Annotated in this window: 29 protein-coding genes; 14 read left to right on the top strand and 15 right to left on the bottom strand. The window is 67.3% G+C overall.

Annotated elements, in window-relative coordinates:
- The 3 genes from PSA7680_RS17025 to PSA7680_RS17015 all read right to left on the bottom strand — a co-directional run.
- Nucleotides 1–125, bottom strand: a 125-nt coding sequence (locus PSA7680_RS17025) for an SDR family NAD(P)-dependent oxidoreductase (protein ID WP_139838708.1), incomplete at its 3' end; no start/stop codon positions are given.
- A gap of 76 nt (nucleotides 126–201) precedes the next feature.
- Nucleotides 202–1377: an acetyl-CoA C-acetyltransferase gene (locus PSA7680_RS17020; RefSeq protein ID WP_085869883.1), complete on the bottom strand. Its 1176-nt coding sequence runs from the start codon at nucleotides 1375–1377 to the stop codon at nucleotides 202–204.
- 158 nt (nucleotides 1378–1535) lie between these two features.
- Nucleotides 1536–2375: an EAL domain-containing protein gene (locus tag PSA7680_RS17015; RefSeq protein WP_085869882.1), complete on the bottom strand. Its 840-nt coding sequence runs from the start codon at nucleotides 2373–2375 to the stop codon at nucleotides 1536–1538.
- A 145-nt stretch (nucleotides 2376–2520) separates the two neighbouring features.
- Between PSA7680_RS17015 and PSA7680_RS17010 the strand changes: the two genes are divergently transcribed.
- Nucleotides 2521–3093, top strand: a complete 573-nt coding sequence (locus PSA7680_RS17010; RefSeq protein WP_085869881.1) for a DNA-3-methyladenine glycosylase I — start codon at nucleotides 2521–2523, stop codon at nucleotides 3091–3093.
- On the opposite strand, the gene PSA7680_RS17005 is transcribed toward PSA7680_RS17010, so the two are convergent.
- Nucleotides 3081–4022 (bottom strand): sterol desaturase family protein, encoded by a 942-nt coding sequence (locus tag PSA7680_RS17005; protein ID WP_085869880.1) that lies wholly within the window; start codon nucleotides 4020–4022, stop codon nucleotides 3081–3083. The two genes, PSA7680_RS17010 and PSA7680_RS17005, sit on opposite strands and share 13 nt — an antisense overlap.
- Nucleotides 4019–4414, bottom strand: coding sequence for a hypothetical protein (locus PSA7680_RS17000; protein WP_085869879.1), 396 nt, complete (start codon nucleotides 4412–4414; stop codon nucleotides 4019–4021). The genes PSA7680_RS17005 and PSA7680_RS17000 overlap by 4 nt, the downstream gene beginning before the upstream one ends.
- Nucleotides 4415–4941: 527 nt before the next feature.
- Here PSA7680_RS17000 and PSA7680_RS16990 point away from each other — a divergent pair.
- Both PSA7680_RS16990 and PSA7680_RS16985 read left to right on the top strand, forming a co-directional pair.
- Nucleotides 4942–5769 (top strand): peptidylprolyl isomerase, encoded by an 828-nt coding sequence (locus PSA7680_RS16990; RefSeq protein ID WP_176244175.1) that lies wholly within the window; start codon nucleotides 4942–4944, stop codon nucleotides 5767–5769.
- On the top strand, nucleotides 5766–6782 hold the full coding sequence (locus PSA7680_RS16985) for a HupE/UreJ family protein (protein ID WP_245824725.1): 1017 nt from the start codon (nucleotides 5766–5768) through the stop codon (nucleotides 6780–6782). Before PSA7680_RS16990 ends, PSA7680_RS16985 begins: the two co-directional genes overlap by 4 nt.
- A gap of 1 nt (nucleotide 6783) precedes the next feature.
- Here the strand turns inward: PSA7680_RS16985 and PSA7680_RS16980 are convergent, their stop codons facing one another.
- Nucleotides 6784–7347 (bottom strand): TlpA disulfide reductase family protein, encoded by a 564-nt coding sequence (locus PSA7680_RS16980; RefSeq protein ID WP_085869876.1) that lies wholly within the window; start codon nucleotides 7345–7347, stop codon nucleotides 6784–6786.
- Between the two features lie 36 nt (nucleotides 7348–7383).
- Here PSA7680_RS16980 and argH point away from each other — a divergent pair, with 36 nt between their 5' ends.
- From argH to PSA7680_RS16955, 6 genes are all read left to right on the top strand, one after another.
- Nucleotides 7384–8790: an argininosuccinate lyase gene (gene argH, locus PSA7680_RS16975; RefSeq protein WP_085869875.1), complete on the top strand. Its 1407-nt coding sequence runs from the start codon at nucleotides 7384–7386 to the stop codon at nucleotides 8788–8790.
- Nucleotides 8787–9089 carry a hypothetical protein gene (locus PSA7680_RS16970; RefSeq protein ID WP_085869874.1) on the top strand — a complete coding sequence of 101 codons (303 nt, stop codon included), beginning with the start codon at nucleotides 8787–8789 and terminating at the stop codon, nucleotides 9087–9089. The genes argH and PSA7680_RS16970 overlap by 4 nt, the downstream gene beginning before the upstream one ends.
- A 4-nt stretch (nucleotides 9090–9093) precedes the next feature.
- Nucleotides 9094–9261 (top strand): hypothetical protein, encoded by a 168-nt coding sequence (locus PSA7680_RS18795; protein ID WP_176244174.1) that lies wholly within the window; start codon nucleotides 9094–9096, stop codon nucleotides 9259–9261.
- A gap of 88 nt (nucleotides 9262–9349) precedes the next feature.
- Nucleotides 9350–9664, top strand: a complete 315-nt coding sequence (locus tag PSA7680_RS16965; RefSeq protein WP_085869873.1) for a DUF2834 domain-containing protein — start codon at nucleotides 9350–9352, stop codon at nucleotides 9662–9664.
- Entirely contained in the window at nucleotides 9664–10929 is a 1266-nt protein-coding gene (gene lysA / locus PSA7680_RS16960) for a diaminopimelate decarboxylase (protein WP_085869872.1), read from the top strand. The genes PSA7680_RS16965 and lysA overlap by 1 nt, the downstream gene beginning before the upstream one ends.
- 37 nt (nucleotides 10930–10966) lie before the next feature.
- On the top strand, nucleotides 10967–13585 hold the full coding sequence (locus tag PSA7680_RS16955) for a TIGR02302 family protein (RefSeq protein WP_085869871.1): 2619 nt from the start codon (nucleotides 10967–10969) through the stop codon (nucleotides 13583–13585).
- Here the strand turns inward: PSA7680_RS16955 and PSA7680_RS19005 are convergent.
- On the bottom strand, nucleotides 13568–14566 hold the full coding sequence (locus tag PSA7680_RS19005; RefSeq protein WP_245824723.1) for a zinc-ribbon domain-containing protein: 999 nt from the start codon (nucleotides 14564–14566) through the stop codon (nucleotides 13568–13570). The genes PSA7680_RS16955 and PSA7680_RS19005 overlap by 18 nt on opposite strands.
- Nucleotides 14567–14729: 163 nt before the next feature.
- Here PSA7680_RS19005 and PSA7680_RS16945 point away from each other — a divergent pair, with 163 nt between their 5' ends.
- The 4 genes from PSA7680_RS16945 to PSA7680_RS16930 are packed head-to-tail and all read left to right on the top strand — an operon-like array spanning nucleotide 14730 to nucleotide 17680.
- Nucleotides 14730–15407, top strand: a complete 678-nt coding sequence (locus PSA7680_RS16945) for a cell division ATP-binding protein FtsE (protein WP_085869885.1) — start codon at nucleotides 14730–14732, stop codon at nucleotides 15405–15407.
- Between the two features lie 8 nt (nucleotides 15408–15415).
- Nucleotides 15416–16315, top strand: coding sequence for a cell division protein FtsX (locus PSA7680_RS16940; RefSeq protein ID WP_085869870.1), 900 nt, complete (start codon nucleotides 15416–15418; stop codon nucleotides 16313–16315).
- Nucleotides 16315–17049 (top strand): lysophospholipid acyltransferase family protein, encoded by a 735-nt coding sequence (locus PSA7680_RS16935; protein WP_085869869.1) that lies wholly within the window; start codon nucleotides 16315–16317, stop codon nucleotides 17047–17049. The genes PSA7680_RS16940 and PSA7680_RS16935 overlap by 1 nt, the downstream gene beginning before the upstream one ends.
- A gap of 25 nt (nucleotides 17050–17074) precedes the next feature.
- Nucleotides 17075–17680 (top strand): pyridoxamine 5'-phosphate oxidase family protein, encoded by a 606-nt coding sequence (locus PSA7680_RS16930; protein ID WP_085869868.1) that lies wholly within the window; start codon nucleotides 17075–17077, stop codon nucleotides 17678–17680.
- A 12-nt stretch (nucleotides 17681–17692) separates the two neighbouring features.
- On the opposite strand, the gene PSA7680_RS16925 is transcribed toward PSA7680_RS16930, so the two are convergent.
- Nucleotides 17693–18151, bottom strand: a complete 459-nt coding sequence (locus PSA7680_RS16925; protein ID WP_085869867.1) for an Lrp/AsnC family transcriptional regulator — start codon at nucleotides 18149–18151, stop codon at nucleotides 17693–17695.
- 138 nt (nucleotides 18152–18289) lie between these two features.
- Here PSA7680_RS16925 and ald point away from each other — a divergent pair, with 138 nt between their 5' ends.
- On the top strand, nucleotides 18290–19411 hold the full coding sequence (gene ald / locus PSA7680_RS16920) for an alanine dehydrogenase (protein WP_085869866.1): 1122 nt from the start codon (nucleotides 18290–18292) through the stop codon (nucleotides 19409–19411).
- Nucleotides 19412–19560: 149 nt separating this feature from the next.
- Here ald and PSA7680_RS16915 read toward each other — a convergent pair whose 3' ends face one another.
- The 7 genes from PSA7680_RS16915 to PSA7680_RS16885 all read right to left on the bottom strand — a co-directional run.
- On the bottom strand, nucleotides 19561–20007 hold the full coding sequence (locus PSA7680_RS16915) for a YtoQ family protein (RefSeq protein ID WP_085869865.1): 447 nt from the start codon (nucleotides 20005–20007) through the stop codon (nucleotides 19561–19563).
- A gap of 99 nt (nucleotides 20008–20106) precedes the next feature.
- Nucleotides 20107–22503: a phenylalanine--tRNA ligase subunit beta gene (pheT, locus tag PSA7680_RS16910; RefSeq protein ID WP_085869864.1), complete on the bottom strand. Its 2397-nt coding sequence runs from the start codon at nucleotides 22501–22503 to the stop codon at nucleotides 20107–20109.
- Between the two features lie 145 nt (nucleotides 22504–22648).
- Nucleotides 22649–23737, bottom strand: a complete 1089-nt coding sequence (gene pheS / locus PSA7680_RS16905) for a phenylalanine--tRNA ligase subunit alpha (RefSeq protein ID WP_370738574.1) — start codon at nucleotides 23735–23737, stop codon at nucleotides 22649–22651.
- 110 nt (nucleotides 23738–23847) lie between these two features.
- A complete protein-coding gene (locus tag PSA7680_RS16900) occupies nucleotides 23848–24921 on the bottom strand; it encodes a Hint domain-containing protein (RefSeq protein WP_085869863.1) in 1074 nt (357 codons plus the stop codon).
- Nucleotides 24922–25138: 217 nt separating this feature from the next.
- On the bottom strand, nucleotides 25139–25501 hold the full coding sequence (gene rplT / locus PSA7680_RS16895; protein WP_085869862.1) for a 50S ribosomal protein L20: 363 nt from the start codon (nucleotides 25499–25501) through the stop codon (nucleotides 25139–25141).
- Nucleotides 25502–25514: 13 nt separating this feature from the next.
- Nucleotides 25515–25715 (bottom strand): 50S ribosomal protein L35, encoded by a 201-nt coding sequence (gene rpmI / locus PSA7680_RS16890; RefSeq protein WP_085869861.1) that lies wholly within the window; start codon nucleotides 25713–25715, stop codon nucleotides 25515–25517.
- Nucleotides 25716–25874: 159 nt separating this feature from the next.
- Nucleotides 25875–26066, bottom strand: a 192-nt coding sequence (locus tag PSA7680_RS16885; protein ID WP_217808310.1) for a transposase, incomplete at its 5' end; no start/stop codon positions are given.

Genomic DNA, 26066 nt, shown 5'->3' with positions numbered 1-26066 from the left:
GCCGCGGCGGCCTCATCGTTGCCGCCGTAGGTCGCGGCCACGTTGTAGCCCTCGGCTTTGAGTTTCTTCGCAATGGCCGCGCCGATACCGCGCGTGCCGCCGGTGACAAGTGCCGTTTTCGCCATGGATCATCCTCCCGGGCAGGTAATCAAATTTCCCAAAAAAATTGGGGCGCGCAATTTTGTTGCGCGCCCGATTGTCTTAGTCGCGTTCGACGCAGAGGGCAACGCCCATGCCGCCGCCGATGCAAAGTGTCGCAAGGCCCTTCTTGGCATCGCGGCGCTGCATCTCGAACAGCAGCGTGTTGAGCACCCGGCAGCCGGAGGCGCCGATGGGGTGGCCGATGGCGATCGCGCCGCCGTTCACGTTCACGATGGACGGATCCCAGCCCATGTCCTTGTTGACGGCGCAGGCCTGGGCGGCGAAGGCCTCGTTGGCTTCCACGAGATCCAGATCGCCGACGGACCAGCCGGCCTTCTCCAGCGCCTTGCGGGAGGCGTAGATCGGGCCCACGCCCATGACGGAGGGGTCGAGCCCGGCGGTCGCGTAGGAGGCGATGCGGGCGAGGGGCTTGATGCCGCGTTTCTCGGCGTTCTCGGCGCTCATCAGCAGCACGGCGGCGGCGCCGTCGTTCAGGCCGGAGGCGTTGCCGGCGGTGACGCTGCCGTCCTTGGTGAAGGCCGGGCGCAGCTTCTGCATGGCTTCGAGCGTGGCGCCGTGGCGGATGTATTCATCGCTGTCCACCACGATGTCGCCCTTGCGCGTCTTGATGGTGACGGGGGTGATCTCGTCGGCGAACTTGCCCGCCTTCTGGGCGGCCTCGGCCTTGTTCTGGGAGGCCACGGCGAACTCGTCCTGCTGCTCGCGGGAGATCTGCCATTTCTCGGCCACGTTCTCGGCGGTCTGGCCCATGTGGTAGCCGTTGAAGGCATCCCAGAGGCCGTCGCGGATCATGGAGTCGATGTATTTCAGATCGCCCATCTTCTGGCCCTGACGCAGGTTGGCCACGTGGGGCGACATGGACATGTTCTCCTGGCCGCCGGCGGCCACGATCTCGGCGTCACCGAGCATGATGTGCTGAGCGCCGAGCGCCACGGCGCGCAGGCCGGAGCCGCAGACCTGGTTGATGCCCCAGGCGGCGCTTTCGATCGGCAGGCCGGCGTTGACATGCGCCTGGCGGGCCGGGTTCTGGCCCTGGCCGGCGGTCAGAACCTGGCCGAGGATGGTTTCGGAAACTTCGCCCTTCTCGATGCCGGCCCGCTCGACGATGGCTTCGAGCACGATCTTGCCGAGGTCGTGGGCGGGGGTATTCGCAAAGGAACCGAGGAAAGAACCGACCGGCGTGCGGGCGGCGGAGGCGATAACGACATTCGTCATGGAGTAGAGTCCTCTCCCAAATGAAATCTGGCAAGGCTCGGCCACGGCACGCGCGGCCAGTGATCTCGCCGGTGCAGCATAAGTGGTAGGGATATTGCTGCGAAACGGCAACGGACAGGGTGTCTCACATTTCGGGCAGATGCCTCGATCCTGTGCAATCAGGCGCGTTTCCGCCCGGAATCGGCAACCCAGGGCGGGTAGATGGTGGGTGCGGCGAAGAAATAGCCCTGCATGCAATCCACCCCGAGAGAGGTGAGGTATTCCGCATCGGCGCGTGATTCGACGCCTTCCGCCACCGTGTACATGTCAAAGTGTTCCGCGATGGAGAGAAGCGCCCGTGCAAGGACCTGGTTGTCCGGATCCGTGGCGATCCCGCGGATGAACTGGCTGTCGATCTTCAGGATGTCGAAGTAGAACTGCTTGAGGTAGCGGAAGGCGGTGAATCCGGCACCGAAATCATCCAGCGCGAAAGCCACGCCCTTGTCCTGCAGGCCGGCCATGAAGGTTGTGACGATCTCGGGCATGAGCATCGCACTGCTTTCGGTGATCTCGAGGATCAGGCGCTCGGCGATGCGCGGCGACTCCGACAGGCCGGCTTCCAGCGTGCGCTGCCACAGCGGGTAGCCGATGGAGCGGGCGGACATGTTGATGGAGAGCCGCAGGTCAGGCTGCTGCGCCAGCGTGCGCAGCCCAAGTGCCAGCGCGGCGCAATCGATCCGGCGGCCCAGATCCCGCTCCTCCACGGCGCCGATGAACTCCCGCGCGGGGATCACCCGGCCGGTTTCGTCGAACACGCGGATGAGCCCTTCCCAGAAGGCGATGCCGCCGCCCGGTCTGGCCCGCATCACCGGCTGGTAGGCGAGCGCGATTTCATTGTGGGCGAGCGCGCGCTCCACCATGCTCAAGGTATCGCGGTTGCGCTGGGCCGTGGCCTGCGCAAGGGGGCTTTCGTGATGGGGTGGGACATCTCTCAGACGGTCATCCTGCTTCTTCTGCATCCAAGCCTCCTTTCCGCGTTGCCGACAGCTTTGCCGGGGAACGGTTTATCGGTGGTAAAGATTCCCATTTCGCTCTAATTTTATTCTCTACCCGGACGCGTCCGCGCGGTGCGGAGGGCGCCGGGGCCAGCAGGGGGAAGCCTTCATGGAGCGTTGCGGCTGGGCCGGGAACGATCCGATCTACCACGCCTACCACGACACCGAATGGGGCGTTCCCGAATACGACAGCCGGGCGCTGTGGGAGAAGCTCATCCTCGACGGCTTCCAGGCCGGGCTGAGCTGGATCACGATCCTGAAGAAACGGGACAATTTCCGAAAGGCCTTCGCCGGGTTCGATCCCGATGTGATCGCCGGCTGGGGAGAGGCCGAGGTCCGGCGCCTGCTGGGGGATCCGGGCATCGTGCGCCACCGCGGCAAGATCGAGGCGACGATCGGCAACGCGCAGGCGTGGCAGCGGATCGAGGCGGCGCAGGGGTTCGATCGCTTCCTCTGGGATTACGTCGGCGGCGTGCCGATCCAGAACCGCTTCACTTCCCTCGCCGAGGTGCCGGCGGAGACGCCGCTTTCAAAGCAGATCTCGAAGGATCTGAAGAAGGCGGGCTTCCGCTTTTGCGGGCCGACGATCGTCTATGCCTTCATGCAGGCCGTCGGCATGGTTAACGATCATCTCGTCACCTGCCCCTGCCACGAGAAGGTGAAGGCGATTCAGGGGCGGTAGTTCTCGAAGCCCGGCGTTCCGGCCACCTCCGGGTGGCGGCGCACGTAGTCGGCCTTCAGGGATTCGGTGCCCCGGCCGGGATCGTCGTGGCGCCAGCCCGGCGGGTTGATCGCGTATCCAAGCCGCTGGCGCAGGGTGAGGCCGGGCTGGGACATGTCCCGGAAGACGGCGATCCACTCGTGGAAGGCCACGCGCAGCGGGTTGAAGGTCCCGATGTTGGAGACGAGCCCGTAATCCACCTTCTCGTCGTCCTGTTCGGGCACGAAGGTGCCGAAGAGCTTGTCCCAGATGATGAAGACGCCGGCGTAGTTCGCGTCGAGGTAGCGGGCATTGCGTCCGTGGTGGACGCGGTGGTGGCTGGGCGTGTTCATCACCGCTTCGAACCAGCGGGGCATCCGGCCGATGGCCTCGGTGTGGATCCAGAACTGGTAGATCAGGTTGATGCCGCCAACGAAGAGCACCATCGCCGGGTGAAAGCCCATCAGGATCAGCGGCGCGCGCACGATCATCATGAAGGTGAAGGTGCCCGTCCATGTCTGCCGCAGGGCGGTTGTCAGGTTGTAGTGCTGGCTGGAGTGGTGGTTCACGTGGCTCGCCCAGACCCAGCGGATGCGATGGCCGAAGCGGTGCACCCAGTAGTAGCGCAGATCGTCGAGCACGAAGCAGAGCGCCACCACCCAGACCGAGGTGCCCAGATCCAGCGGCGTGAGCGCCCAGAGGAACATGAAGAATCCCCAGGCGATGAAGCCCAGCATGATGCCGCTGGCCACGCTGCCCGCGCCCATGATGAGCGAGGTCATCGCATCCTGCATCTCGTAGCGCCCGCCCCGGCGCGTGGTGGCGATCCAGACGATCTCGGCGAGGATGGCGGCGATGAAGAAGGGCACCGCGAAATTGACGATGTCGGGATAGGTGAGCATGTCGGTCATGCGGCGAGGTCCTCGATCTTGCGTTGCCATTCATCGCGTTCCTGCGGCGTGAGCGCGAGGCGCGGGCCCGGGGCGGCGAAATCATGCAGGCGGACGCGCAGGCCGTCGCGCGTGGGTGCCGGGGTGGCGCCGTGCAGCGCATGGGCAACGGTGTCGGCACCGAAGGCCCAGATCAGCACGCCGCCCTCGGGCGTTTCCACGAGGGCGCTGCGCCGATCGGCCGAAAGCATGACGCCGGTGGCGCGACGGCCCGGCATGTGGCGCGCGAGCGCGGCAACGGCATCGGCTTCGCTGTCGAAACTGAACGGCTGCGACACCCGCAGCACGCGGATCGTCAGCGCTATGGCGAGCAGGCCGAACACGACGAGCGGCCCCAGAACCGTCAGTGGCATGATGTCCTCCCGCCGCAGAAGGTCGGGCAGAGGGGGCGCGGCTGTCAATCCGGACGTGGGGTCATCGGCGGGACATCGGCGTGCAGGCCATGTGGAGCAGGGAAAATCGGGCGCGTTAACAGGGGCATAACGGGGCCTTCACGCTGGTCGGGCCAAGTTGCCGGGGCGAGGCGTTTGGGCGTTCGAGGTTTTTTTCAGTACCTGCACTTGTTGCTTGTTATTTCGGTGGTGGTTGCCGTGGAGTTGTGCACACGGCGGCTGTGCGAGCTGCCTGATGACCTGTTTGTTTCAGCCACCAAGAACGCGCTGCGCCGCGCGCATCCCCAGGGGGGCTTCGGCCTCCCGGCGCCCCGGACCGTGTTTCACTTTGCCTGCCCTGGCGAATCCACGGTTCGGGGCGTTTTTTCGTTCGTTTGGGGCGCCGCCGCCTTGGCGCGGGGTCCGGAGCCGGCGGCTGGACAGTGATGCGCGCTATATGCTTCCCTGCGGGCAAGCGCGTGAAAACAATCCGAAAAGGCTGCCGAACCATGATCCGCAAGGCCCTTGGCGAGCCCCTGCTGCACTTCTTCCTGATCGGCGCGATCCTCTTCGCGGTGTTCGCCCTGCGCAATCCGGATGCCGGCGAGGCGGAGGGCGAACGCATCATCCGCGTGGACGAAGGCGACATCGAGCGCCTGCGCCAGAACTACGAGGCGGTGTGGAACCGCGCGCCGACGGAAGAGGCCCTCGCCGGCCTCGTGGAGAATTACGTCTACGAAGAGGTGCTCGTGCGCGAGGCGCTGGCCCTCGGGATGGATCAGAACGACGCGGTGATCCGGCAGCGCCTGCGCCAGAAGATGGAGTTCCTCGCCTCGGCGGCCGCGGATGCGGTGCAGCCGACGGACGCGGAGATCGCCGCCTACTACGAGGACCATGCCGCCGACTACACCCGCCCGGCGCGGATCGGCTTCCAGCAGATCTACCTCGGCGATACCGCTTCGCAGGCCGATGTCGCGGCGCTGAAGGCCGCGCTCGACGGCGGCGCGGACTGGCGCACGCAGGGGCGGATGAGCCTGCTGCCGCCTGAGGTGCCGCCTTCCGGCGAGGGGGCGATCTCGGGGCAGTTCGGCCCGCGGCTCTTCGAAGCCCTGTCGGCGGCGCAGGAGGGCGCATGGATCGGGCCGGTGGCCTCGGGCTACGGGCTGCACCTCGTGCGCATCACCGAGAAGATCCCGGCCGAGACCCTGCCGCTCGAACAGGTGCGTGAGCGCGTGCTGGCCGACCTGAAGCAGGCCCGCGCCGAGGAAATGGCGGAAAAGCAGCGTGAATTCCTGATGAGCCGCTACACCGTCGAGCGCGTGGAGGCCGCCCAGTGACACGTCTGGCGTATGCTCTGTTCGCCTTGGTGCTGGCCGCCGTTGCGCTGCCGTCGCAGGGCCTGACCCATGCGCTCCAGCCCGGCTATCTGGAAGTCCAGGCTCTCGGCGATGACGACTACCGGGCGTTCTGGCGCCGCCCCGACGTGCAGGGGCGGCCGATGGAGATCGACGCGCTTCTGCCGGAGGCCTGCACGCTGCGCAGGGGGCCTGAACCCCGGTTCGACGGCGCGGGCTGGGTCACGCAGTGGATCACCGCCTGCCCAGGCGGGCTGGCCGGGGGCGAGATCCGCATCGAGGGGCTGGAAGCCACCCGCACCGACGTGCTGGTGCGCTACGAGATCGCGCCGGGGCAGGGCGAGGCGCAGCGGCTCACCGCCAAGGAGCCGGCCTTCGCCGTGCCGCGCGCTCCGGGCGCGCGCGAGGTTCTGGTCAGCTATTTCGGGCTGGGCGTGGAGCATATCCTCGAAGGGCTGGATCACCTGCTGTTCGTCTTTGCGCTGCTGCTGCTGATCCGGGATCGCTGGCGCCTGCTGGGGGCCGTCACGGCCTTCACCGTGGCCCACAGTTTCACGCTCGCCGCCGCCGCGCTGGGCTGGCTCATCGTGCCCGGGCCGCCGGTGGAGGCGATCATCGCGCTGTCGATCATGTTCCTGGCCGCCGAGGTGCTCAAGCGCGGAGACGGGCCGGCGCGGCTTTCGGAGCGGTTCCCCTGGATGGTGTGCTTCGGCTTCGGCCTGCTGCACGGGCTCGGCTTTGGCAGCGCGCTCCTTGAGATCGGGCTGCCGCAGCAGGAAATCTGGCTGGCGCTGCTGGCCTTCAACCTCGGGGTGGAGGCGGGGCAGATCCTGTTCATCCTCGTGGTGCTCTCGGTCGGCTGGCTGCTGGCGCGCATCCTGCCGGTCCTCCTGGACAAGGCGACGCTGATCGGCGCGACGATCACCCGCGCCGTGCCCTACGCTGTGGGCGGGCTTGCCGCTTTCTGGTTCGTGGAGCGCCTCGCGGCCTTCTAGCCTAGCTGCCCGCGCCGGCCGCCAGTTCGCGCATGATCGCGATGGCGCTTTCGCTGTCCCATTCGGCATCGCCGATCAGCCGCGCGATCTCGCGCCCTTCGGGATCCAGCAGGATGGTGACCGGCAGGCCGAGCACGCCCGTCTCCCGCGCGAGCGCCATGTTCGGATCGAGCAGAACCGGAAGATTCGAGATCTCGGCCTGCCGGAAGAACTTGTCGATGGCGGGCTGCGGGTTGCGCCCGGTTGCGATCGTCACCACCTCGAAGGCCTCGCCCTCCAGCGCGGCCTGAAGCCTGTCGAGCGAGGGCATCTCCTTGCGGCAGGGCGCGCACCAGGTGGCCCAGAAGTTCACCAGCGCGTATTTCCCCGCGTAGTCCGACAGCGCGTGGCTGCCGCCCTCGGGATCGGTGAAGGGCACCGCCGAGACAGGCTTGGGCTCCGCATGGAACATGAGCTTCTTCATGTCTCCGTCCCGCATCGCCTCCACCGCCGCCGTATCGGCGAAGCCAGCGTTTGCACCAAGCGCGAGGGCCGTATAGAGAACGGCAGACCGTAACAAGCGCATTCATCCCTCCGAGGGCCAGCAAAGGGCCAGACAACCATGACGAACGACACCCCGAACGCCTCTGCCTCCAACGCCATGTGGGGCGGCCGCTTTGCCGCTGGCCCCGATGCGATCATGGAGGCGATCAACGCCTCGATCGATTTCGACAAGCGGATGGCGGCCCAGGATATTCGCGGGTCCCGCGCCCATGCGGCGATGCTCGCCGCGCAGGGCATCATTACCGATAGCGATGCGGAGGCCATTCGGGAAGGTCTGCTCACGGTGTTGTCAGAAATCGAGGGCGGGAATTTTCCGTTTTCCAAGGCGCTCGAAGACATCCACATGAACGTGGAGGCGCGGCTGAAGGATCTGATCGGCGAGCCCGCGGGCCGGCTGCACACGGGCCGCAGCCGCAACGACCAGGTGGCCACCGATTTCAAACTCTGGGTGCGCGACCAGATGGACGCCGCCATCGAAGGCATCGAGGCGCTCATCCGCGCGCTTCTGGCGCAGGCCGAGGCGGGCGCGGACTGGGTGATGCCGGGCTTCACCCACCTGCAGACGGCCCAGCCCGTCACCTGGGGGCACCACATGATGGCCTACGTGGAGATGTTCGGCCGCGACATGAGCCGCTTCCGCGATGCCCGCGCCCGGATGAACGAATCGCCCCTCGGCGCCGCCGCGCTGGCGGGCACCTCCTTCCCGATCGATCGCCACATGACGGCCGAGGCGCTGGGCTTCGACCGCCCCGCCGCCAACTCGCTGGACGCGGTGGCGGACCGCGATTTCGCGCTGGAGTTCCTCTCCTGCGCCACGATCTGCGCCATGCATCTGAGCCGCTTCGCCGAGGAACTTGTGATCTGGTCCAGCGCGCAGTTCCGCTTCGTGGTGCTGTCGGACCGCTTCTCCACCGGCTCCTCGATCATGCCGCAGAAGAAGAACCCGGACGCCGCCGAGCTGATCCGCGCGAAGATCGGCCGCATCATGGGCGCGATGGTGGGGCTTTTCACGGTGATGAAGGGGCTGCCGCTGACCTATTCCAAGGACATGCAGGAAGACAAGGAGCAGGTGTTCGACGCCGCCGACAGCCTGATGCTCTCGCTCGCCGCGATGACGGGGATGGTCTCGGACATGACGGCCAACCGCCCCGCGCTGGAAGCCGCCGCCGCCTCGGGCTTTTCCACCGCCACCGATCTGGCCGACTGGCTGGTGCGGGAGCTGAACATGCCGTTCCGCGATGCCCACCACGTGACCGGCACGCTCGTGGCCATGGCCGAGAAGAAGGGCTGCGATCTGCCCGATCTCTCGCTGGAGGAGATGCAATCCGTGCACGCGGCGATCAACGCCTCTGTATTTGATGTGCTGGGTGTGCATAATTCGGTGGCGAGCCGCCAGTCCTACGGCGGCACCGCGCCGGATCAGGTCCGGCTCCAGATTGGCCGTTGGAAAGAGTTGCTCGGATGAAACGCCTGTTCGCCATTTGCCTTTTCGCCCTGCTCGCCGCGTGCAGCAACCCGAACGCCGGCGTGGGCGTGAGCGGTGGCGGCGGCGACGTTTCGGTCAACGCGGGCGTCTCTGGGGACGTGGGCCAGAATTCCACCGCCTACGTGGGCACCGGCGGTGCCGGCATCTCCACCAGCACCGGGGGCAACACCAGCGTCTATGTCGGCACCGACGGCGCCGGGATCTCCGTGGGCACCGGCAACGTGCGCGTGGGCGTGGGCACCGGCGGGCCGCGCTGGGGCTGGGGCTGGGGCTGGTGACGCCGTGAAGCCGCTTTCCGCCCTGCTGTGCCTCGCGCTTCTTGCCGCCTGCGGCGTGGATGGCGCGCCCGTCGCGCCCAATGCCTCGCAATCGCAATCCAGGGCGTCGGGCAGCGCCGGGCCCAATGTCTCCCTCTCCGGCGAAATCAAGGTCGGCGTCGTCCTCGACTGAGGCCACCGGCCTGAAGATGCAGGGTTTTCGCAGGCGCGCTCTGTGCTACCTCTGGGAGCGAGAGAACAGCCCTTCGGAGACACCTGCCATGCCGCTGCGATACACCTACCTAGCCCTTGCCGTGATCGGGGCGATCTGGCCGATGTACTACTTCATCAGCTGGTTCATGGAGTTCGGCTTCTCGCTCACCGCCATGGCGGATGCCTGGCACGTGAACGATGCCACGAGCGGGCTTGTCTGGGATCTTACGATTTCGGCTGTGGCGCTGACGATCTGGGTCTTCAGCGAAACATACGTGCGCAAAAACTGGATTGCCCTCTGGGCGATTCCCGCCACCTGGTGTATCGGCGTGAGCTGCGGCTTGCCGCTGTTTCTGTTCCTGCGCACAAGGCCCATTGTCTGATGGATCACTTTCTCTACCGGGCGGGCGTGCTGCACGCCGAGGACGTTCCCGTCCCGACGATCGCCGCCGCCGTCGGATCGCCCTTCTACGTCTATTCGACCGCCACGCTGCAACGCCATTTCCGGCTGTTCGACGACGCGCTGGCCTGGGGCGAACATCTCGTCTGCTTCGCGATGAAATCCAACAGCAACCAGGCGGTGCTGCGGGTGCTGGCCGAGGCCGGGGCCGGAATGGACGTGGTGAGCGGGGGCGAATACGCCCGCGCCAAGGCCGCCGGCGTGCCGGGTGAGAAGATCGTCTTCTCCGGCGTGGGCAAGACCCGCGAAGAGATGCGCGCGGCGCTGGAAGGCGGCATCCGGCAGTTCAACGTGGAGAGTGAGCCCGAGATGGTGGCCCTCAATGAGGTGGCCATGAGCCTCGGGGTGCGCGCGCCCATCGCCATCCGCGTGAACCCGGATGTGGACGCGAAAACCCACGCCAAAATCGCGACTGGCAAGAGCGAGAACAAATTCGGCATCCCGATCGCGCGCGCGAAGGAGGTCTATGCCGAGGCCGCCGCCATGCCGGGGCTCGACGTGGTGGGCATCGACGTGCACATCGGCTCCCAGCTCACCGAGCTGGAGCCCTTCCGGCTGGCCTACGAGAAGGTGGCCGAGCTGACGGGCGTGCTGCGCGCGGAAGGCCACGAGATCCGGCGCCTCGATCTGGGCGGCGGGCTTGGCATCCCCTACGAGCGCTCCAACGCCGCACCGCCGCTGCCCGTGGAATACGGCGCCCTGGTGAAGGAGACGCTGGGCCACCTGGACTGCGAGATCGAGATCGAGCCGGGCCGGCTGATCTCGGGCAACGCGGGCATCCTCGTTTCCGGCGTGATCTACGTGAAGAACGGCGAAGGGCGGGATTTCCTCATCCTCGATGCGGCGATGAACGATCTGATCCGCCCGGCGATGTACGAGGCCTACCACGACATCGTGCCGGTGCAGGAGCCCGCGCCGGGTGTGGAGCAGCACCCCTACGACATCGTGGGGCCGGTCTGCGAAACCGGCGATACCTTCGCCAAGCAGCGCCTGATGCCGCCGCTTGCGGCCGGCGATCTGGTGGCCTTCCGCTCCGCCGGGGCCTATGGTGCCGTCATGAGCTCGGAATACAATTCGCGCCCGCTGATCCCGGAGGTGCTGGTGAATGGCGATCAATTCGCCGTAATCCGTTCACGCCCTACCTATGAAGAAATGATCAGCCGCGATACCATACCCTCGTGGCTCTGACGGGCGCAGCCCCCCTGCGCCGCAAGGAACAGGGAGCATGCCGGAGCAGACCGACGACACCCCCGAGGCCCTGAAGGGCATCCAGTGGCCCCTGCGCCTGACGCGCTGGGGCATGGTGGCCGAGCGCCTGACGCGCGCGTTCTGGCCCCTGTGGAGCGTTGTCTTCGCGGCCGCCGGGGCGCTGATGCTCGGCGTGCAGGATGCACTGGCGCTCGAGGCAGTCTGGGCGCTGGCCCTGATCTGGTTGTCCGCATTCCTTTACTTCGGCTGGCGCGGACTGCGCCACTTCCACTGGCCGAGCGAGGCCGAGGCCGAGGCGCGGCTCGATGCCAGCCTGCCCGGGCGTCCGCTGGCGGCGGTGCGCGACACCCAGGCCATCGGCGCCGGGGATACCGCCTCCGAGGCCGTCTGGAAGGCGCATGTTGCGCGCATGGCGCGGCAGCTGGAGGGTGCACGCCCGGCCGAACCGGATCTGCGGATGGCGTCGCGCGACCCCTACGCCCTGCGCTACGTCGCGCTGCTCGTGTTTCTCACCGGGCTGCTGTTCGGCTCCTTCCTGAAAGTGGCGAGCGTGGGCGAGATGGCGCCCGGCGCCGGGGGCGATGCGATCGCCGCCGCGGGTCCGAGCTGGGAAGGCTGGATCGAGCCGCCCCGCTACACCGGCCTGCCGAGCCTCTATCTGAACGATCTGCCGCCGGGGCCGCTCCGCATCCCGCAGGGCAGCGAGGTGACGCTGCGCCTGTATGGCGAGATCGGCGCGCTCACCGTGGACGAGACGGTCTCGGGCCGCACCGAAGTCACCCAGAGCGCGGCGGACCCGGCGCAGGATTTCACCGTCACCACCTCCGGCCACCTGAAGATCGACGGCCCCGGAGGGGCGGAGTGGACGATCTCGATGATCGCCGACAAGCCGCCGAGCGTGATCCTCTCGGCCAAGGCCGAAACCACCTTGGGCGGCGAGTTGCGCCAACCGTTCTACGCCAAGGATGACTATGCCGTCGTCTCCGGCACCGCGACGATCGCGCTGGACGAGGCGGCGCTGGATCGCCGCTACGGCCTTGCCGCGGCGCCCGAACCCCGCGCGCCGATCGTGCTGGATCTGCCGCTGACGATCTCGGGCGATCGCGCGGGTTTCGAGGAAACGCTGGTGGGCACCTTCGCCGAGCACCCCTGGGCCGGCCTCCCCGTCACGCTGACACTGCATGTGGAAGATGCGCTCGGGCAGGTGGGAGAAAGCGCGGCGGCGCAGATGATCCTGCCCGGACGGCGGTTCTTCGATCCGCTGGCCGCGGCCCTGATCGAGCAGCGCCGTGATCTGCTCTGGACGCGGGAGAACGCGCCGCGCGTGGTGCAGCTTCTGAAGGCGGTGACCTACAAGCCCGAGGGGCTCTTCGCCCGCGAAACCGATTACCTCAAGCTGCGGGTGATGATGCGCCGCCTGGAGTTCGCAACGGATCTCGGGCTGACGCCGGAAGCCCGTGATGAATTCGCGCAGGTGCTTTGGGATCTGGCCGTGCAGATCGAGGACGGCGATCTGTCGGACGCGCTGGAGCGGCTGCGCCGGGCGCAGGATCGCCTGTCGCAGGCGATGCGCGACGGTGCGACGGATCAGGAAATCGCCGAGCTGATGCAGGAGTTGCGCGAGGCGATGCAGGATTACATGCGCCAGCTCGCCGAGCAGGCGCAGGAAGGCGGCGACCAGCAGCAGCAGGCCGAGAACGGTCAGTCGCAGGAGATCACCGGCGATCAGCTGCAGGACATGCTGGACCGCATCCAGGAACTGATGGAACAGGGCCGGATGGCCGAGGCGCAGCAGCTCCTGGATCAGCTGCGGCAGATGATGGAGAACATGCAGGTCACCCAGGGCGGGCAGGGCCAGCAGAGCCCGGGCCAGGAGGCGATGGAGGGTCTCGCCGACACGCTGCGCCAGCAGCAGGGCCTTTCGGACGAAGCCTTCCGCGACCTGCAGGAGCAATACAACCCCGGCGCCCAGGCCGGCCAGAGCCAGCAGAACGAAGGCCGCAACGGCGGCGAAGGCCGTGGCCAGAGCCATGACGGGCAGGGCCAGGGTCAGGGGCAGGGCGAACAGCAGGGCGAAGGCGGCGGCCAGCAGCAGGCCGAGGGCCAGCAGGGGCAGGGCGGCGAAGAGGGCGACATGGCCGGCAGCCTCGCCGATCGCCAGCAGGCCCTACGCAACGAACTGGAGCGCCAGCAGGGCAATCTGCCGGGCGCCGGAACCCCGGAAGGCGAGGCCGCCCGCGAGGCTCTCGATCGGGCGGGCGAGGCGATGGACGGCGCCGAAGAGGCGCTGCGCCGGAACGATCTGCCCGAGGCGCTGGATCGCCAGGCGGATGCGATGGAGGCCCTGCGCGAGGGGATGCGCAACCTTGGTGACGCCATGGCGCAACAGCAGCAGCAACAGCAGGGCGGCCAGCAGGGCGAAGCCTTCGGCAACACCCGGCCCAATGCGCGCGATCCGCTCGGACGCGACGCCGGATCGATGGGCAACGTCGGCACCGACGAAGACCTGCTTCAGGGCGAAGACGTCTATCGCCGCGCGCGGGACCTGCTGGAATCCCTGCGCGAGAAATCGGGCAATCAGGAACGCCCGGGCTTCGAACTGGAGTATTTCAAGCGCCTATTGGACCGCTTCTGATCCGCCGCCGAGGCTGGAGAGTTTCGCGGCCAGATCGCTCATCCAGCCGTTCAGCGTCACGCGGCTCTCGTTCACGAAATCCACGTACTGCCCCATGGCGGCCTGGCTCTCCGGCACCGTTTCGATGATCGTCGGCGCGTAGGCATAGGCACAGATCAGGATCACGATCAGGAAGATCATCAGGCTGAATCCGATGCGGAAGCCGCGGCGCTGGGCGCGTTCGGCCTCCTCCGGCTCCAACGGCTCGGGCGCCCCCTCGCGCTCGGTCGCGGGCCGCAGCGAGGAATTGATCTCTTCGATGTCGGGCAGGAGATCCTTGCGCGTCTCTTCGCCCTCTTCTTCCGCGGGTTCGATCCCCCGCAGCCGCGCCGTGCGCTCCTGCACCGGGGTCATCGGTTCGCTGGGCTTTTCCTCCGGCTCGCCGAGCCCGAGATCGCCCTGGGTTTCCAGCCCGGACTGCGCCTCGCGCTGGCGCGCCAGCGCCTCGCGCTCGGCCTCTTCCTTCAGGATGCCGAGGATGGATTCATCCAGCGTACGTTGGCGTTGGGCCAGCACGCTCTGCCCGATGGGAGCGCTGGCATCCTCGTATTCCTCGTCGACGGGCTCTTCTTCTTCATCCTCGTCCGTGAGGTTGGGCAGCGCCACGTCTTCCTCCGCCTCGCCCTCTTCGTAGCCCGCGTCATCCGCGGCCTCGGCGGTGTCATCTTCCTCTTCGTAGCCGTCTTGGGCCTCTTCGGGATCGGGCGCGTCGGCGGCGTCATGGGGCGCTTCCTCCGCGTCGTCATCTGCTTCGAGCTCCACCGCCGCGGCCGGGCCGAAGCCTTCCTCGGCCAGCTCCTCGCTCAGCTCCGCATCCAGATGGGCCGGTTTCTGAAACCACGTGTGCCCGCAGTTGGAGCATTGCACATCCCTGCCGTCATCGGGAATGACCGCATCATCCACTTCATATTGCGCATCGCAATTCGGGCAAATCAGCCGCATCGTGCCCCCAGTTCCCGCATGGCGGGATTGTTTTTCTCGTTGGCCCCAAATTTCGTTAATCCTATCAAAAGGGTGCGGGAATTCAAAGGTTTTGCTCAAGCACGCATTGAATCCGGTCGCCCGCTTCGGCAAAAGTGGCGCAGAAGCGAGGGAGACGGAACGCGTGATAGACCTGCAGAGCGTGGCCTACAATTACGGCGGGCGGGAGCTGTTTTCGGGGGTGTCGCTGTCGATCACCCCGGGGTCGTTCCACTTTCTCACCGGCCCTTCCGGCGCCGGGAAAACCACCCTTCTCAAGCTGTGCTACCTCGAGTTGATGGCCACCTCCGGGCGGGTCTCCGTCTTCGGGCGGGATGCCGCCCAGATGACCCGCGACGACATCGCGCGCAGCCGCAGCCGGATCGGCGTGGTGCACCAGGATTGCCAGTTCCTCGACCATCTGCCGGTGATCGAGAACGTGGCCCTGCCGCTGACGGTGAACGGCAAGGATCCCGAGAGCGCCCGTGGCGATCTGGAGTCCCTGCTGGCCTGGGTCGGTCTCTCCCACCAGGCCGACAGGCGCCCGCCCGAGCTTTCGGGCGGCGAGCGCCAGCGGGCGGCGCTGGCGCGCGCGGTGATCAACGCGCCCGACGTGATCCTCGCCGACGAACCCACCGGCAACGTGGACTGGGACATGAGCCAGCGCCTGCTGTCGCTGCTGGTGGAGCTCAACCGCATGGGCACCGCCATCATGGTGGCCACCCATGATCTCAACCTGATCCGCGCGGCCAAGGCGCAGGTGAACACCCGCACCCTGCGCATCGCGGACCGCAGGCTGATCTCGGCGGGGGCGGACCTGTGAGGGAACGCGTGACCATCGCAAGCTTCCGCGGCTTCCTGCTGGGCGATGCCCAGGCGGACCGGGCCGTGCCGCCCACCGGCTTCACTGCCAGCCTCACCGTCTTCGCCGCCGCCGCGATGTCTTTTCTTGCCGTCTTCGCGCTGGCGCTTTCCCTGACGACGGAGCGCATCGCCGAGCGCTGGAGCGCCGAGCTGGCGCGCACGGCCACGGTGCGCATCGCCGCGCCTGCCGGGCAGATCCAGGCGCAGACGGAGGCCGCCCTGAACGTCCTGCGCACCACCCCCGGCGTTGCCGTGGCGCGGGTGCTCTCGACCGAAGAGCAGCAGGCGCTGCTCACGCCGTGGTTCGGCCCGGATCTGCCCATCGACACGCTGCCCCTGCCGCAGCTGATCGAGATCGAGGAAGGCGGCGAGGGGCTGGATGCAGAGGGGCTGCGGCTGCGGCTCTCCGCCGAGGTGCCGGGCGCCGTCTTCGACGATCACGCCCGCTGGCGGGCGCCGCTGGTGCAGGCCGCCGACAGGCTGCGCGCGCTCGGTCTGTTCTCGCTCGTGCTGATCGGGGCCACGACGGCGGTGATGATCACCCTCGCCGCCAACGCGGCGCTTTCGGCGAATGCGCAGGTGATCTGGGTCATGCGCCTCGTCGGGGCGCGGGACGTCTACATCGCGCGGGCCTTCGTGCGCCGATTCACGCTGCGGGCGCTGTTCGGCGCCACAGTCGGCACCGCGCTGGCCGCTTTGGCCGTAGCCTTCCTGCCCGGGGAGGCCACGCGCGACGGCTTTCTCACGGGGCTCGGCTTCGAGGGGCTGGAATGGGCCTGGCTGCCGGCGATCCCCCTGCTCGCGGCCTTCGTCGCCTTCTGGGCGACCCGCATGGCCGCCTTCCGCACGCTCAAGGAGTTGACCTGATGGCCTATGCCTGGCGCTGGCTGCGCTCTCTCTTCTTCTCTTTCCAGATCTACCTGATGATGTTCCTGATGGCGCTCTTCTTCACGCCGCTGGCGATCTGGAAACGCGATTGGGCCTTCCGGGCCATTCACACCTGGTGCCGCTACGTGCGCTGGACGGCCGCCTGGATGCTGGGGCTGAAGAGCGAGGTGCGCGGGGAGATCCCGACCGATGAAGTGCTGATCGCGGCCAAGCACCAGAGCTTCTTCGACATCATCCTCATCGTGAGCGTCACCCCGCGCCCGAAGTTCATCATGAAGAAGCAGCTCAAATGGGCGCCGATCCTGGGCTACTACGCCATGCGCATCGGCTGCGTGCCGGTGGATCGCGGCAAGCGCGGCAAGGCTATCGCGAAGATGGTGGAAGACGTGAATTCCGGTCGGCAGGAGCCCGGCCAGCTGATCATCTACCCGCAGGGCACGCGGGTCGCGCCCGGGGTGAAGCTGCCCTACAAGGTCGGCCCCGCCATCCTCTATGAGCAGACCGGCTCGGACTGCGTGCCGGCGGCCACCAACGTGGGCGTCTTCTGGCCACGCCACGGCGTCTATCGCAAGCCCGGCCTGGCGGTGGTGGAATTTCTGCCCCGCATCCCCGCCGGACTGGACCGCGATACCTTCATGAAACAGCTCGAAGAGGTGGTGGAAACCCGCTCCGATGCGCTGATGGCCGAGGCCGGCTTCCCCGTCACACCCTGACGGCTCACCCCAAGGAGAGCGCCCCATGGACAGGATCGAAACACTCGACCAGCTGGAGGCGCTTTACGGCACCCCGGCGGAAGCCTCGCTGGTGAAGGTCGCCCGCCGCATGACGCCGGGCTACCGGGCCTTCATCTCCCGCAGCCGGTTCTGCACCCTCTCCACCGTCGGCCCCGAGGGCACGGACTGCTCGCCGCGCGGCGATGACGGGCCGGTGGTTGCGGAGCTCGATCCCGGCACCCTCGCCATGCCCGACTGGCGCGGCAACAACCGGATGGATTCCCTGCGCAACATCCTGCGGGACGGGCGCGTGTCGCTCACCTTCTTCGTGCCGGGCTCCACCATGGTCGTCCGGGTGAACGGCACCGCCTTCGTGAGCGCCGCGCCGGCGCTTCTCGCGCGGTTTTCCGACAGGGGCCGGCAACCGCGCAGCGTGATCGTCGTCGAGATCGGGGAGATCTATTTCCAATGCGCCCGCGCCCTCATGCGCGCCGGGCTCTGGAACGGCGAGGATCAATCAGAAGGGCTGCCCTCGGCCGGGGCCCTGCTGTCGGAGATGACGGACGGGCGCTTCGACGGCGAAACCTATGATCAGGAATGGCCCGCCCGCGCCCGCAAAACGCTCTGGTAGGCCAATGCCCGATCATACCGGTAGCGCCGTCGTCTTGAACACGGTGCGCAGGGCGAAGGAGGAATGCATCTGCGCCACACCGGGCAGGCGGGCGAGGTGGCGGCGGTGGATGCGGGCGAAATCCTCGGTGTCCTCGGCGACGACCTTCAGCAGGTAATCCGCCGTGCCCGCCATCAGATGGCATTCCAGCACGTCCGGGATCTTGGCCACCTCACGCTCGAAAGCTTCCAGCACCTCGTCGGCCTGCCCCGACAGGGTGATCTCGACGAAGACGGTCGTCGGCCGGCCGAGCTTGCGCGAATCCAGAAGGGCGACGTAATCCTTGATGTAGCCTTCCGCCTCCAGCCGCTGCACGCGGCGGTGGCAGGCGGAAGCCGACAGGTTGATCCGTTCGGCCAGATCGGCGTTGGAGATCCGCCCGGCCTTCTGAAGAACGGTCAGGATTCGACGATCCGTGCTGTCTAGTTCCATTTCGTGCAAGGTCCTTCGCTCATTATGGGATCAGCTTCGTAGAAGCTTCGAAAAAGCTAGGCGGATCGGGCAGAGTTTACAATCCGATTTCACGCGGGCTGCCCGATAATTGCCCCATCAAGGGAAGGGAGAGAGCCCATGAAAATTGGTTGCCCGAAAGAGATCAAACCCCAGGAATTCCGCGTCGGCCTCACGCCGGCCGCCGCGCGCGAAGCCGTTGCCCACGGCCACAGCGTGGTGGTGGAGCGCGGTGCCGGCAACGGGGCCGGCTTCACCGACGAGGATTACATCGCCGCCGGCGCGGCCATCCTCGACACAGCGGAGGAGATCTTCGCCACTGCGGAGATGATCGTGAAGGTGAAGGAGCCGCAGGCGGTGGAGCGCAGGATGCTGCGCGAAGGCCAGCTGCTGTTCACCTACCTGCACCTCGCCCCCGATCCGGAACAGACGAAGGATCTGCTGGCCAGCGGCTGCACCGCCATCGCCTATGAAACCGTGACCGACGATCGCGGCGGGCTGCCCCTGCTGGCGCCCATGTCCGAAGTGGCGGGCCGGCTGGCGCCGCAGGTCGGCGCCTGGACGCTGCAGGAGGCCAACGGGGGCCGGGGGGTTCTGCTCGGCGGCGTGCCCGGCGTCGGCCCGGCCAAGGTGCTGGTGATCGGCGGCGGCGTCGTCGGCACCCACGCCGCGCGCATCGCCGCCGGCATGGGCGCGGAAGTGACGGTGCTGGATCGCTCCCTGCCGCGCCTGCGCTATCTCGATGACGTCTTCTCGAAGGCGTTCCGCAACCGCTACGCCTCCGCCGAGGCCACGGCCGAACTGGTGCGCGAGGCCGACATGGTGATCGGCGCGGTGCTCATCCCCGGTGCCGCAGCGCCCAAGCTGGTGAGCCGCGCGCAGCTCTCGGAGATGAAGCCGGGCGCCGCCATCGTGGACGTGGCCATCGATCAGGGCGGCTGCTTCGAGACCTCCCGCCCCACCACGCACCAGGATCCGATCTACGAGGTGGACGGCATCATGCACTACTGCGTGGCCAACATGCCCGGAGCCGTGGCGCGCACCTCCACCATCGCGCTCTCCAACGCCACCATGCCCTTCATGCTGGCACTGGCCGACAAAGGGTGGCGGCAGGCCTGCGAGGACGACCCGCACCTGATGAACGGGCTCAACGTCCACGCCGGCAAGCTGACCTATTTCGCCGTGGGCAAAGCGCTCGGGATCGACGTGATCTCGCCGCAACTTGTTCTGAAAGCGGCGTAACGCACTGGCATCGGGGCGCAGGCAGGCCCTGCGCCCCGGAGGCCCGCACGGATGTCCCTCATGCTGTGAATGCCCGGGTGCCGCCGCTCGGCTACCGGCGCCGGGCGCACCCGGGTTGTTCAGATCCCATCAGTGTCGCAGAAGCCAGGCTAGCCCGGCAGCGCGCCCGTCAGCACGTAGCGCAGGATCTGAACCACCTGCTCGGGTGTTTCCGCCACCGCCTGGGCGGCAGCATCCACCTCCTTCAGGGCGTGCTGATGCTCCGGCCCATGCAGCACGATCAGGCTCTTGCCGAGCGCGGCGGCGTAGCCGGCATCGAAGGCCGCGTTCCACTGCCTGTATTTCTCGCCGAAGCGCACGACGACGACATCCGCGGCCTCGATGGCGGTGCGCGTGCGGATCGCGTTGATCCCGGCGCCCTTGCGATCGTGCCAGAAGGGTTTTTCCTCGGCCCCGAGGATCTTCACGCCGCAATCATCGCTGGCGGCGTGATCGGTGACGGGGGCGGAGAAGCGCACGTCCAGATCCCGGGCCCCCTCGATGATCCGCTCACGCCAGTCGGTGTGGATCTCACCGGACAGGTAAACCTTCAGCATTCTCGCTCTCCCCATGTTCCAACATGCGAAAGGGGCGCGCGCGCCCCCTTCACTTTGTTCCGAAAATATCCCCGCCGGAGGCAGGAAAGTCCAGCCAGCTCAGCCGCGCAGCACGCCGCCGGTGGCCTTGCCGACCTTCTCCACGATCTTGGCCGCGACGGCCTCGATGTCCTTTTCCTTCAGCGTCTTGTCGGTCGGCTGAAGCCGCACGGTGATGGCCAGCGATTTCTTGCCCTCGCCGAGGGAGCCGCCGATGAACTCGTCGAACACCCGCACCTCTTCGATCAGCGCCTTGTCGGCCCCGGCGGCGGCGTTCACCAGCGTCAGGGCTTCCACGTCCGCATCCACCACGAAGGCGAAATCGCGCTCCACCGCCTGGAAATCGCTCGCGGCGAGCGGCGGGCGGGTGGTGGACTTCGACTTCGGGAAAGGCACGTTGGCGAGGTGGATGGCGAAGGCCACCACGGGGCCTTTCACGTCCATCGCCTCGATGGCGCGCGGATGCAACTCGCCGAAGCCGGCAAGGACCTTCTTCGGGCCGAGGCAGATCTTGCCCGAGCGGCCCGGATGCCACCAGGCGTTCATGCCGCGCATGATCTGGGCCTTGGCCGGGGCGCCGATGGCGGCGAGGATGGCCTCGGCGTCGGCCTTGGCATCATAGACATCCACCGGTCGGCGGGTGCCATGCACGTCCTTCGGCCCGGTGTGACCCACCAGGATGCCGGTGATCAGCACTTCCTGGTCTTCCGGCTCCCCGCCGTGGAAGGCCGGGCCGACCTCGAAGAGCGCGAGATCCATGAAACCGCGCGCCTGGTTGCGGGCGGCAGCCTGCAGCAGTCCGGGCAGCAGCGAGGGGCGCATGTGGCTCATCTCGCTGGAGATCGGGTTTTCCAGCATCGTCGCATCGGAGCCGCCGCCGAAGGCTTCGGCGCTTTTCTGATCGATGAAGCTGTAGGTCACGCATTCGTTGTAGCCGAGCGCGGCCGCGGTGCGCCGGGCGATGGATTCGCGCTTCTGCATCGGCGTCAGGATCGGGCGCGGCACGCCGGGCTGAACGCGCGGCAGCGGCTGGCCGACAAGCTTGGTGAGCGAGGCCACGCGGGCCACCTCTTCCACCAGGTCGGCTTCGCCCAGGATGTCGGGGCGCCAGCTCGGCACATGGGCCATGTCGCCCTCCAGCCGGAAGCCGAGCGCTTCCAGCGTGGCGCGCTGGGTGTCGGCCGGGATTTCCATGCCCACGAGCGATTGCACGCGGTCGGTGTCCAGCCGGTAGGCGCGGGAGACATCCGGCACGGCGCCGGCGGTCACCACGTCCGAGGCTTCCCCGCCGCAGAGATCGAGGATCATCTGCGTCGCCTGCTCGATGGCTTGGGCGTTGAATTCCGGATCGATGCCGCGCTCGTTGCGGTAGCGCGCGTCGGAGTTGATCTTCAGCGCACGGCCCGTCTTGGCGATCTGGATCGTGTCCCAGATCGCGGCTTCGAGGAAGACGTTGGTCGTCTCCTCGGTGCAGCCCGTCGCGAGCCCACCCATGATGCCGGCGATGCTTTCCACGCCGGCGTCGTCGGAGATCACCACCATGCCCGGCGCGAAGGTATATTCCTTCTCGTCGAGCCCCACGAGGGTCTCGCCGCCCTTGGCGCGGTGCACCCGCAGGTTGCCCTGCACCTTGTCGGCGTCGAACACGTGCAGCGGGCGGTTCTGGTCGTAGGTGAAGAAGTTGGTCACGTCCACGAGGGCCGAGATCGGGCGCAGGCCGATGGCCTTCAGGCGCTTCTGCAGCCACTCGGGGGAGGGGCCGTTCTTCACGCCGCGGATCAGCCGGCCCATGAACAGCGGGGCATCTTCCAGAGTGTCCTCGTCGATGGTGACCTTCAGCGGGCTTTCGAAGCTGCCTTCGACCTTGACTTCGCGGGCGGGTTTCAGCGTGCCGAGGCCGCGGGCCGCCAGATCGCGGGCGATGCCGCGCACGCCGAGCGCGTCGGGGCGGTTCGGGGTGATGGCGATCTCGATCACCGGATCCACCTTCTCGGGCGCGTTGCGGGCCAGCCAGTCCACGAATCTTTCGCCGACCTCGCCGGAGGGCAGCTCGATGATGCCGTCGTGCTCGTCGGAGAGTTCCATCTCGCGTTCCGAGGCCATCATGCCGTGGCTTTCGATGCCGCGGATCTTGCCGACCTGAATCGTGGTGTCGATCCCCGGCACGTAGGTGCCCGGCTTGGCGACGACGACGGTGATGCCTTCGCGCGCGTTGGGGGCGCCGCAGATGATCTGCTTCACGCCCTCGTCGGTGCGCACCTGGCAGACGCGCAGGCGGTCGGCGTCCGGGTGTTTCTCGGCCTTCTCGACGTAGCCCAGCGTGAAGCTCTTCAGCTTCTCGGCGGGGTTGACGACCTCTTCCACCTCGAGGCCCAGATCGGTGAGCGCCTCGGCGATCTCATCGACCGAGGCCTCGGTGTCGAGGTGCTCTTTCAGCCAGGAGAGAGTGAATTTCATCTGCGGGTCTCCTCTTGGAGAGAATTCGGTTCGGACGAAGTGCGAAGCGTTGCGCCCGGCCCGGGGCGGGTGCATTTGCGCCCGCCCTGGGGGGCGGGTCGGGCGCAACGCGGGGTTGCCACCCCGCGAAACAGTGCGTCGAAACTCACCGGCTCAGGCCCCCGGCCAGCGTCGGCATGTCCAGCGCGGCGAAGCCGTAGTGGCGCAGCCAGCGCAGGTCGCTGTCGAAGAAGGCACGCAGGTCGGGGATGCCGTATTTCAGCATCGCCAGACGGTCGATGCCCAAACCGAAGGCGAAGCCCTGGTATTCTTCAGGGTCCACGCCGGCGGCCTGCAGCACCTTCGGGTGCACCATGCCGGAGCCGAGGATCTCCATCCAGTCGTCGCCCTCGCCCACCTTCAGCTGGCCGCCTTCCCAGGAGCAGCGCAGATCGACCTCGGCGGAGGGCTCGGTGAAGGGGAAGTGGGAGGCGCGGAAGCGCAGCTCCACCTGATCCACCTCGAAGAAGGCGCGGCAGAATTCCTCCAGCGTCCACTTGAGGTTGGCCATGGAAATGCCCTTGTCGATGGCGAGGCCCTCGACCTGGTGGAACATCGGCGTGTGGGTCTGGTCGTAGTCGGAGCGATAGACCCGGCCCGGCGCGATGACGCGGATCGGGGCACCCTGTTTTTCCATAGAGCGGATCTGCACCGGGCTGGTGTGGGTGCGCAGCACGTGGGGCGGGCGATTGTCGCCTTCGGCACGGTGCATGTAGAAGGTGTCGAACTCCTGCCGCGCAGGGTGGTGCGGCGGGATGTTGAGCGCGTCGAAGTTGTACCAGTCGGTTTCGATCTGCGGCCCTTCGGCCACGGCGAAGCCCATGTCGGCGAAGATCGCGGTGATCTCCTCGGTGACCTGGCTGATCGGGTGCACGGAGCCCCCGGCGCGGCCGCCGGCGCGGCCCGGCAGGGTGATGTCGAGCCATTCGGTCTTCAGCCGTGCATCCAGCGCAGCATCGGCGAGCGCGGCCTTCTTCGCGGCGAGCGCGGCGTTCAGCTCATCCTTCAGCGCGTTGAGCGCCGGGCCGGCCACCTGGCGTTCTTCCGGGCTCATCCTGCCCAGTTCACGCATCTTCAGCGAAACCTCGCCCTTCTTGCCGATCGCGGCCACGCGCAGCTCTTCCAGCGCGGCCTCGTCGCCGGCGTTCCCAATCGCTTCCAAGTAGCGGCTTTTCAGCTCGTTCAGTCCGTCCATCGGGCCTTTTCCTCTTGATCGGGGAATGCCCTATCACAGACAGCTTTCAATGCAAGAGGGGCGGGGGCGCCGCCCTCGCACCCCCGAGGTATTTCGGGCGAGAGGAAAGGTCAGCCGGCGCGTTGCAGCAGGCGGCCCTCGGCGTGGCTGGTGGTGGGGCGCGCGGTGGGGCCGTAGCCGATTTCGCGGTCGAGGCCGGGGAAGAGGGCGCGGATCTCGGCGGCGGTGGCGGGGGCGAGTTCGGCCAGGCTGGTGGCGCCGGGGAAGTAGCTTTCGCTGGCGGCGCCGTTGGCGGTGACGATCTCGTGCCGGTCGAAGAGCATGTGCATGTAGGTGACGCAATCGCAGGGGGCGAGCGCGATGCCGGCACCGTCGATCAGCTGCTTTGCCGGCACAAGCACCTCTTCCGCGCCGAGCAGAAGCTCCACCTGCCAGCCGCTGCGCAGCATGCGGTGCTGCTGGGAGACCCAGAGGTCGCGGGTGGCGCCGAGCTGCCCGGCCCGGATGCGCACCGGCGCGAAGCGCCCGGTGCCGCGCACCGTGGTGCGGCCGATCCAGCGCAGCGGCTGCGGACCGTGATCGCGGGTCAGCACCAGATCGCCGGGGGCGAGCGTTTCGATCCGGCGGGGGCCCTGCGGCGTGTCGATCTCGGTGCCCAGCACGAAGCAGGCGATGCCGCTGTCGCCGGGATTGACCGCGCCGTAGGTGAGATCGTCGGGGTTGGGCTGGTTGAACTGGAGAGTCGTCGTCGTGGACTCAGGGCCGACGAGCACGGGCAGGCTCTGGGAGGTGGCGCCATCCGCGGCGCCGCCGATCGCGGTGATGTTCTGGGTGCCGCCGCCGATGTCATAGAAATCGATCACCGTCCCGGGGCTGCCGGAAGTGTCGGTGAGGGCGTAGGCCTCGTAGTTGTTGGGGCCGCTTCCGTTCGGATCGGTCAGCAGGATCGGGAAGACATCGGCCGAGATCACGTAGACCATTTCGCCCGTCTGGGGGTCGAGCGTGGCGGAGACGCCGGGGGTGTCCAGCGTCAGCTCGTAGCCGAGGGAGCCGTTGGCCTGGTAGAAGGAGACGGTGAAGTCCGCCGGATCCTCGCCGGGGGCGAGGGAGACTTCGAGGAATTCGGCCACGCCGCTGCTGGCGGCATAGGCGTTGGAGTAATGGAGTTCACTGATACGCGCCACGGGGAGGGCCCACCTTGAGAATTGCCTGCAACAGGGCCGGACCTAGCCGACCGCTTCCCCAGTGTTCAGGGGAAAACGGGCCAAAGTTTGGCTGATTCGGGGTGACGTTGGGTTAACCGGCGGCGTGTGGAGAGGCGGCCTCAGCGCAACGAAAAACCGCGCCGCTCCTTTCGGAGCGACGCGGCTTTCACTGTCCCTCGAATGAACGAGGCGGCGATCAGGCCAGGGCGGCTTTCGCCTTGTCCACGATGGCGCCGAAGGCTTCGGGCTCGTGCACGGCCAGATCGGCCAGAACCTTGCGGTCCACTTCGATGCCGGCCAGCGACAGGCCGTTGATGAAGCGGGAGTAGGTCAGGGCTTCGTCGTGCGCACGGACGGCGGCGTTGATGCGCTGGATCCAGAGCGCGCGGAAATTGCGCTTGCGGGCCTTGCGGTCGCGGGTGGCGTATTGGTTCGCCTTGTCGACGGCCTGCGTGGCGGTGCGGAAGGCATTCTTGCGGCGGCCGTAGTAGCCTTTGGCAGCCTTGATGACCTTCTTGTGACGGGCGTGGGTGACTTTACCGGAAGTAACGCGGGACATTGATCAGTTCTCCTTAGCGCGCGTAGGGCATCATCGACTTGATGATCTTCTCATCAGGAGCCGAAAGGGTGGTGGTGCCGCGGGCGTTGCGGAGGAACTTGTTGGTGCGCTTGATCATGCCGTGGCGCTTGCCGGCCTGGCCGGTTTTCACGCGGCCGGACGCCGTCACCTTGAACCGCTTCTTGCAGCTCGATTTCGTCTTCATCTTGGGCATTTCCGTCTCCTTCGATGGGTCGGTCCTGAACGCGACTCGGCATGCCACTCGAGCCGGTCGCGCGATTGAAGTGCGCCGTATAAGCGGGACGGGGGGGATTGGCAAGAGGCAAAGCCGCGCTCGCGTGCGGGGCGCGCTTGGGGCTGGTTGGCGCGCCCCCTAGGTCGTGGACTCATAATGTCTGATCCAGAGCCTTGAGCAAGCGAGGTGAAGTGCGGCGAGGAAGTTTGCTGCGGTTTTGAAGTATCGCGTTGCGATGCCGCGGAAGTGTTTGAGACGATTGAAGAACCGTTCGACCTTGTTGCGTTCGCGGTAGAGGTCTCGGTCGACGGTCCTGACCACGCGGACGTT

The sequence above is a fragment of the Pseudoruegeria aquimaris genome, from assembly GCF_900172235.1.
Classification (GTDB): domain Bacteria; phylum Pseudomonadota; class Alphaproteobacteria; order Rhodobacterales; family Rhodobacteraceae; genus Pseudoruegeria; species Pseudoruegeria aquimaris.
This window is presented reverse-complemented; position numbering and strand designations above follow the sequence as displayed.

What these genes read in the sequence shown, in the direction of transcription:
- PSA7680_RS17020 (WP_085869883.1), bottom strand. Translation starts at nt 1,377, where the DNA reads ATGACGAATGTCGTTATCGCCTCCGCCGCCCGCACGCCGGTCGGTTCT.
- PSA7680_RS17015 (WP_085869882.1), bottom strand. Translation starts at nt 2,375, where the DNA reads ATGCAGAAGAAGCAGGATGACCGTCTGAGAGATGTCCCACCCCATCAC.
- PSA7680_RS17010 (WP_085869881.1), top strand. Translation starts at nt 2,521, where the DNA reads ATGGAGCGTTGCGGCTGGGCCGGGAACGATCCGATCTACCACGCCTAC.
- PSA7680_RS17005 (WP_085869880.1), bottom strand. Translation starts at nt 4,022, where the DNA reads ATGACCGACATGCTCACCTATCCCGACATCGTCAATTTCGCGGTGCCC.
- PSA7680_RS17000 (WP_085869879.1), bottom strand. Translation starts at nt 4,414, where the DNA reads ATGCCACTGACGGTTCTGGGGCCGCTCGTCGTGTTCGGCCTGCTCGCC.
- PSA7680_RS16990 (WP_176244175.1), top strand. Translation starts at nt 4,942, where the DNA reads ATGATCCGCAAGGCCCTTGGCGAGCCCCTGCTGCACTTCTTCCTGATC.
- PSA7680_RS16980 (WP_085869876.1), bottom strand. Translation starts at nt 7,347, where the DNA reads ATGCGCTTGTTACGGTCTGCCGTTCTCTATACGGCCCTCGCGCTTGGT.
- argH (WP_085869875.1), top strand. Translation starts at nt 7,384, where the DNA reads ATGACGAACGACACCCCGAACGCCTCTGCCTCCAACGCCATGTGGGGC.
- PSA7680_RS16970 (WP_085869874.1), top strand. Translation starts at nt 8,787, where the DNA reads ATGAAACGCCTGTTCGCCATTTGCCTTTTCGCCCTGCTCGCCGCGTGC.
- PSA7680_RS16965 (WP_085869873.1), top strand. Translation starts at nt 9,350, where the DNA reads ATGCCGCTGCGATACACCTACCTAGCCCTTGCCGTGATCGGGGCGATC.
- lysA (WP_085869872.1), top strand. Translation starts at nt 9,664, where the DNA reads ATGGATCACTTTCTCTACCGGGCGGGCGTGCTGCACGCCGAGGACGTT.
- PSA7680_RS16955 (WP_085869871.1), top strand. Translation starts at nt 10,967, where the DNA reads ATGCCGGAGCAGACCGACGACACCCCCGAGGCCCTGAAGGGCATCCAG.
- PSA7680_RS19005 (WP_245824723.1), bottom strand. Translation starts at nt 14,566, where the DNA reads ATGCGGCTGATTTGCCCGAATTGCGATGCGCAATATGAAGTGGATGAT.
- PSA7680_RS16935 (WP_085869869.1), top strand. Translation starts at nt 16,315, where the DNA reads ATGGCCTATGCCTGGCGCTGGCTGCGCTCTCTCTTCTTCTCTTTCCAG.
- PSA7680_RS16930 (WP_085869868.1), top strand. Translation starts at nt 17,075, where the DNA reads ATGGACAGGATCGAAACACTCGACCAGCTGGAGGCGCTTTACGGCACC.
- PSA7680_RS16925 (WP_085869867.1), bottom strand. Translation starts at nt 18,151, where the DNA reads ATGGAACTAGACAGCACGGATCGTCGAATCCTGACCGTTCTTCAGAAG.
- ald (WP_085869866.1), top strand. Translation starts at nt 18,290, where the DNA reads ATGAAAATTGGTTGCCCGAAAGAGATCAAACCCCAGGAATTCCGCGTC.
- PSA7680_RS16915 (WP_085869865.1), bottom strand. Translation starts at nt 20,007, where the DNA reads ATGCTGAAGGTTTACCTGTCCGGTGAGATCCACACCGACTGGCGTGAG.
- pheT (WP_085869864.1), bottom strand. Translation starts at nt 22,503, where the DNA reads ATGAAATTCACTCTCTCCTGGCTGAAAGAGCACCTCGACACCGAGGCC.
- pheS (WP_370738574.1), bottom strand. Translation starts at nt 23,737, where the DNA reads ATGGACGGACTGAACGAGCTGAAAAGCCGCTACTTGGAAGCGATTGGG.
- rplT (WP_085869862.1), bottom strand. Translation starts at nt 25,501, where the DNA reads ATGTCCCGCGTTACTTCCGGTAAAGTCACCCACGCCCGTCACAAGAAG.
- rpmI (WP_085869861.1), bottom strand. Translation starts at nt 25,715, where the DNA reads ATGCCCAAGATGAAGACGAAATCGAGCTGCAAGAAGCGGTTCAAGGTG.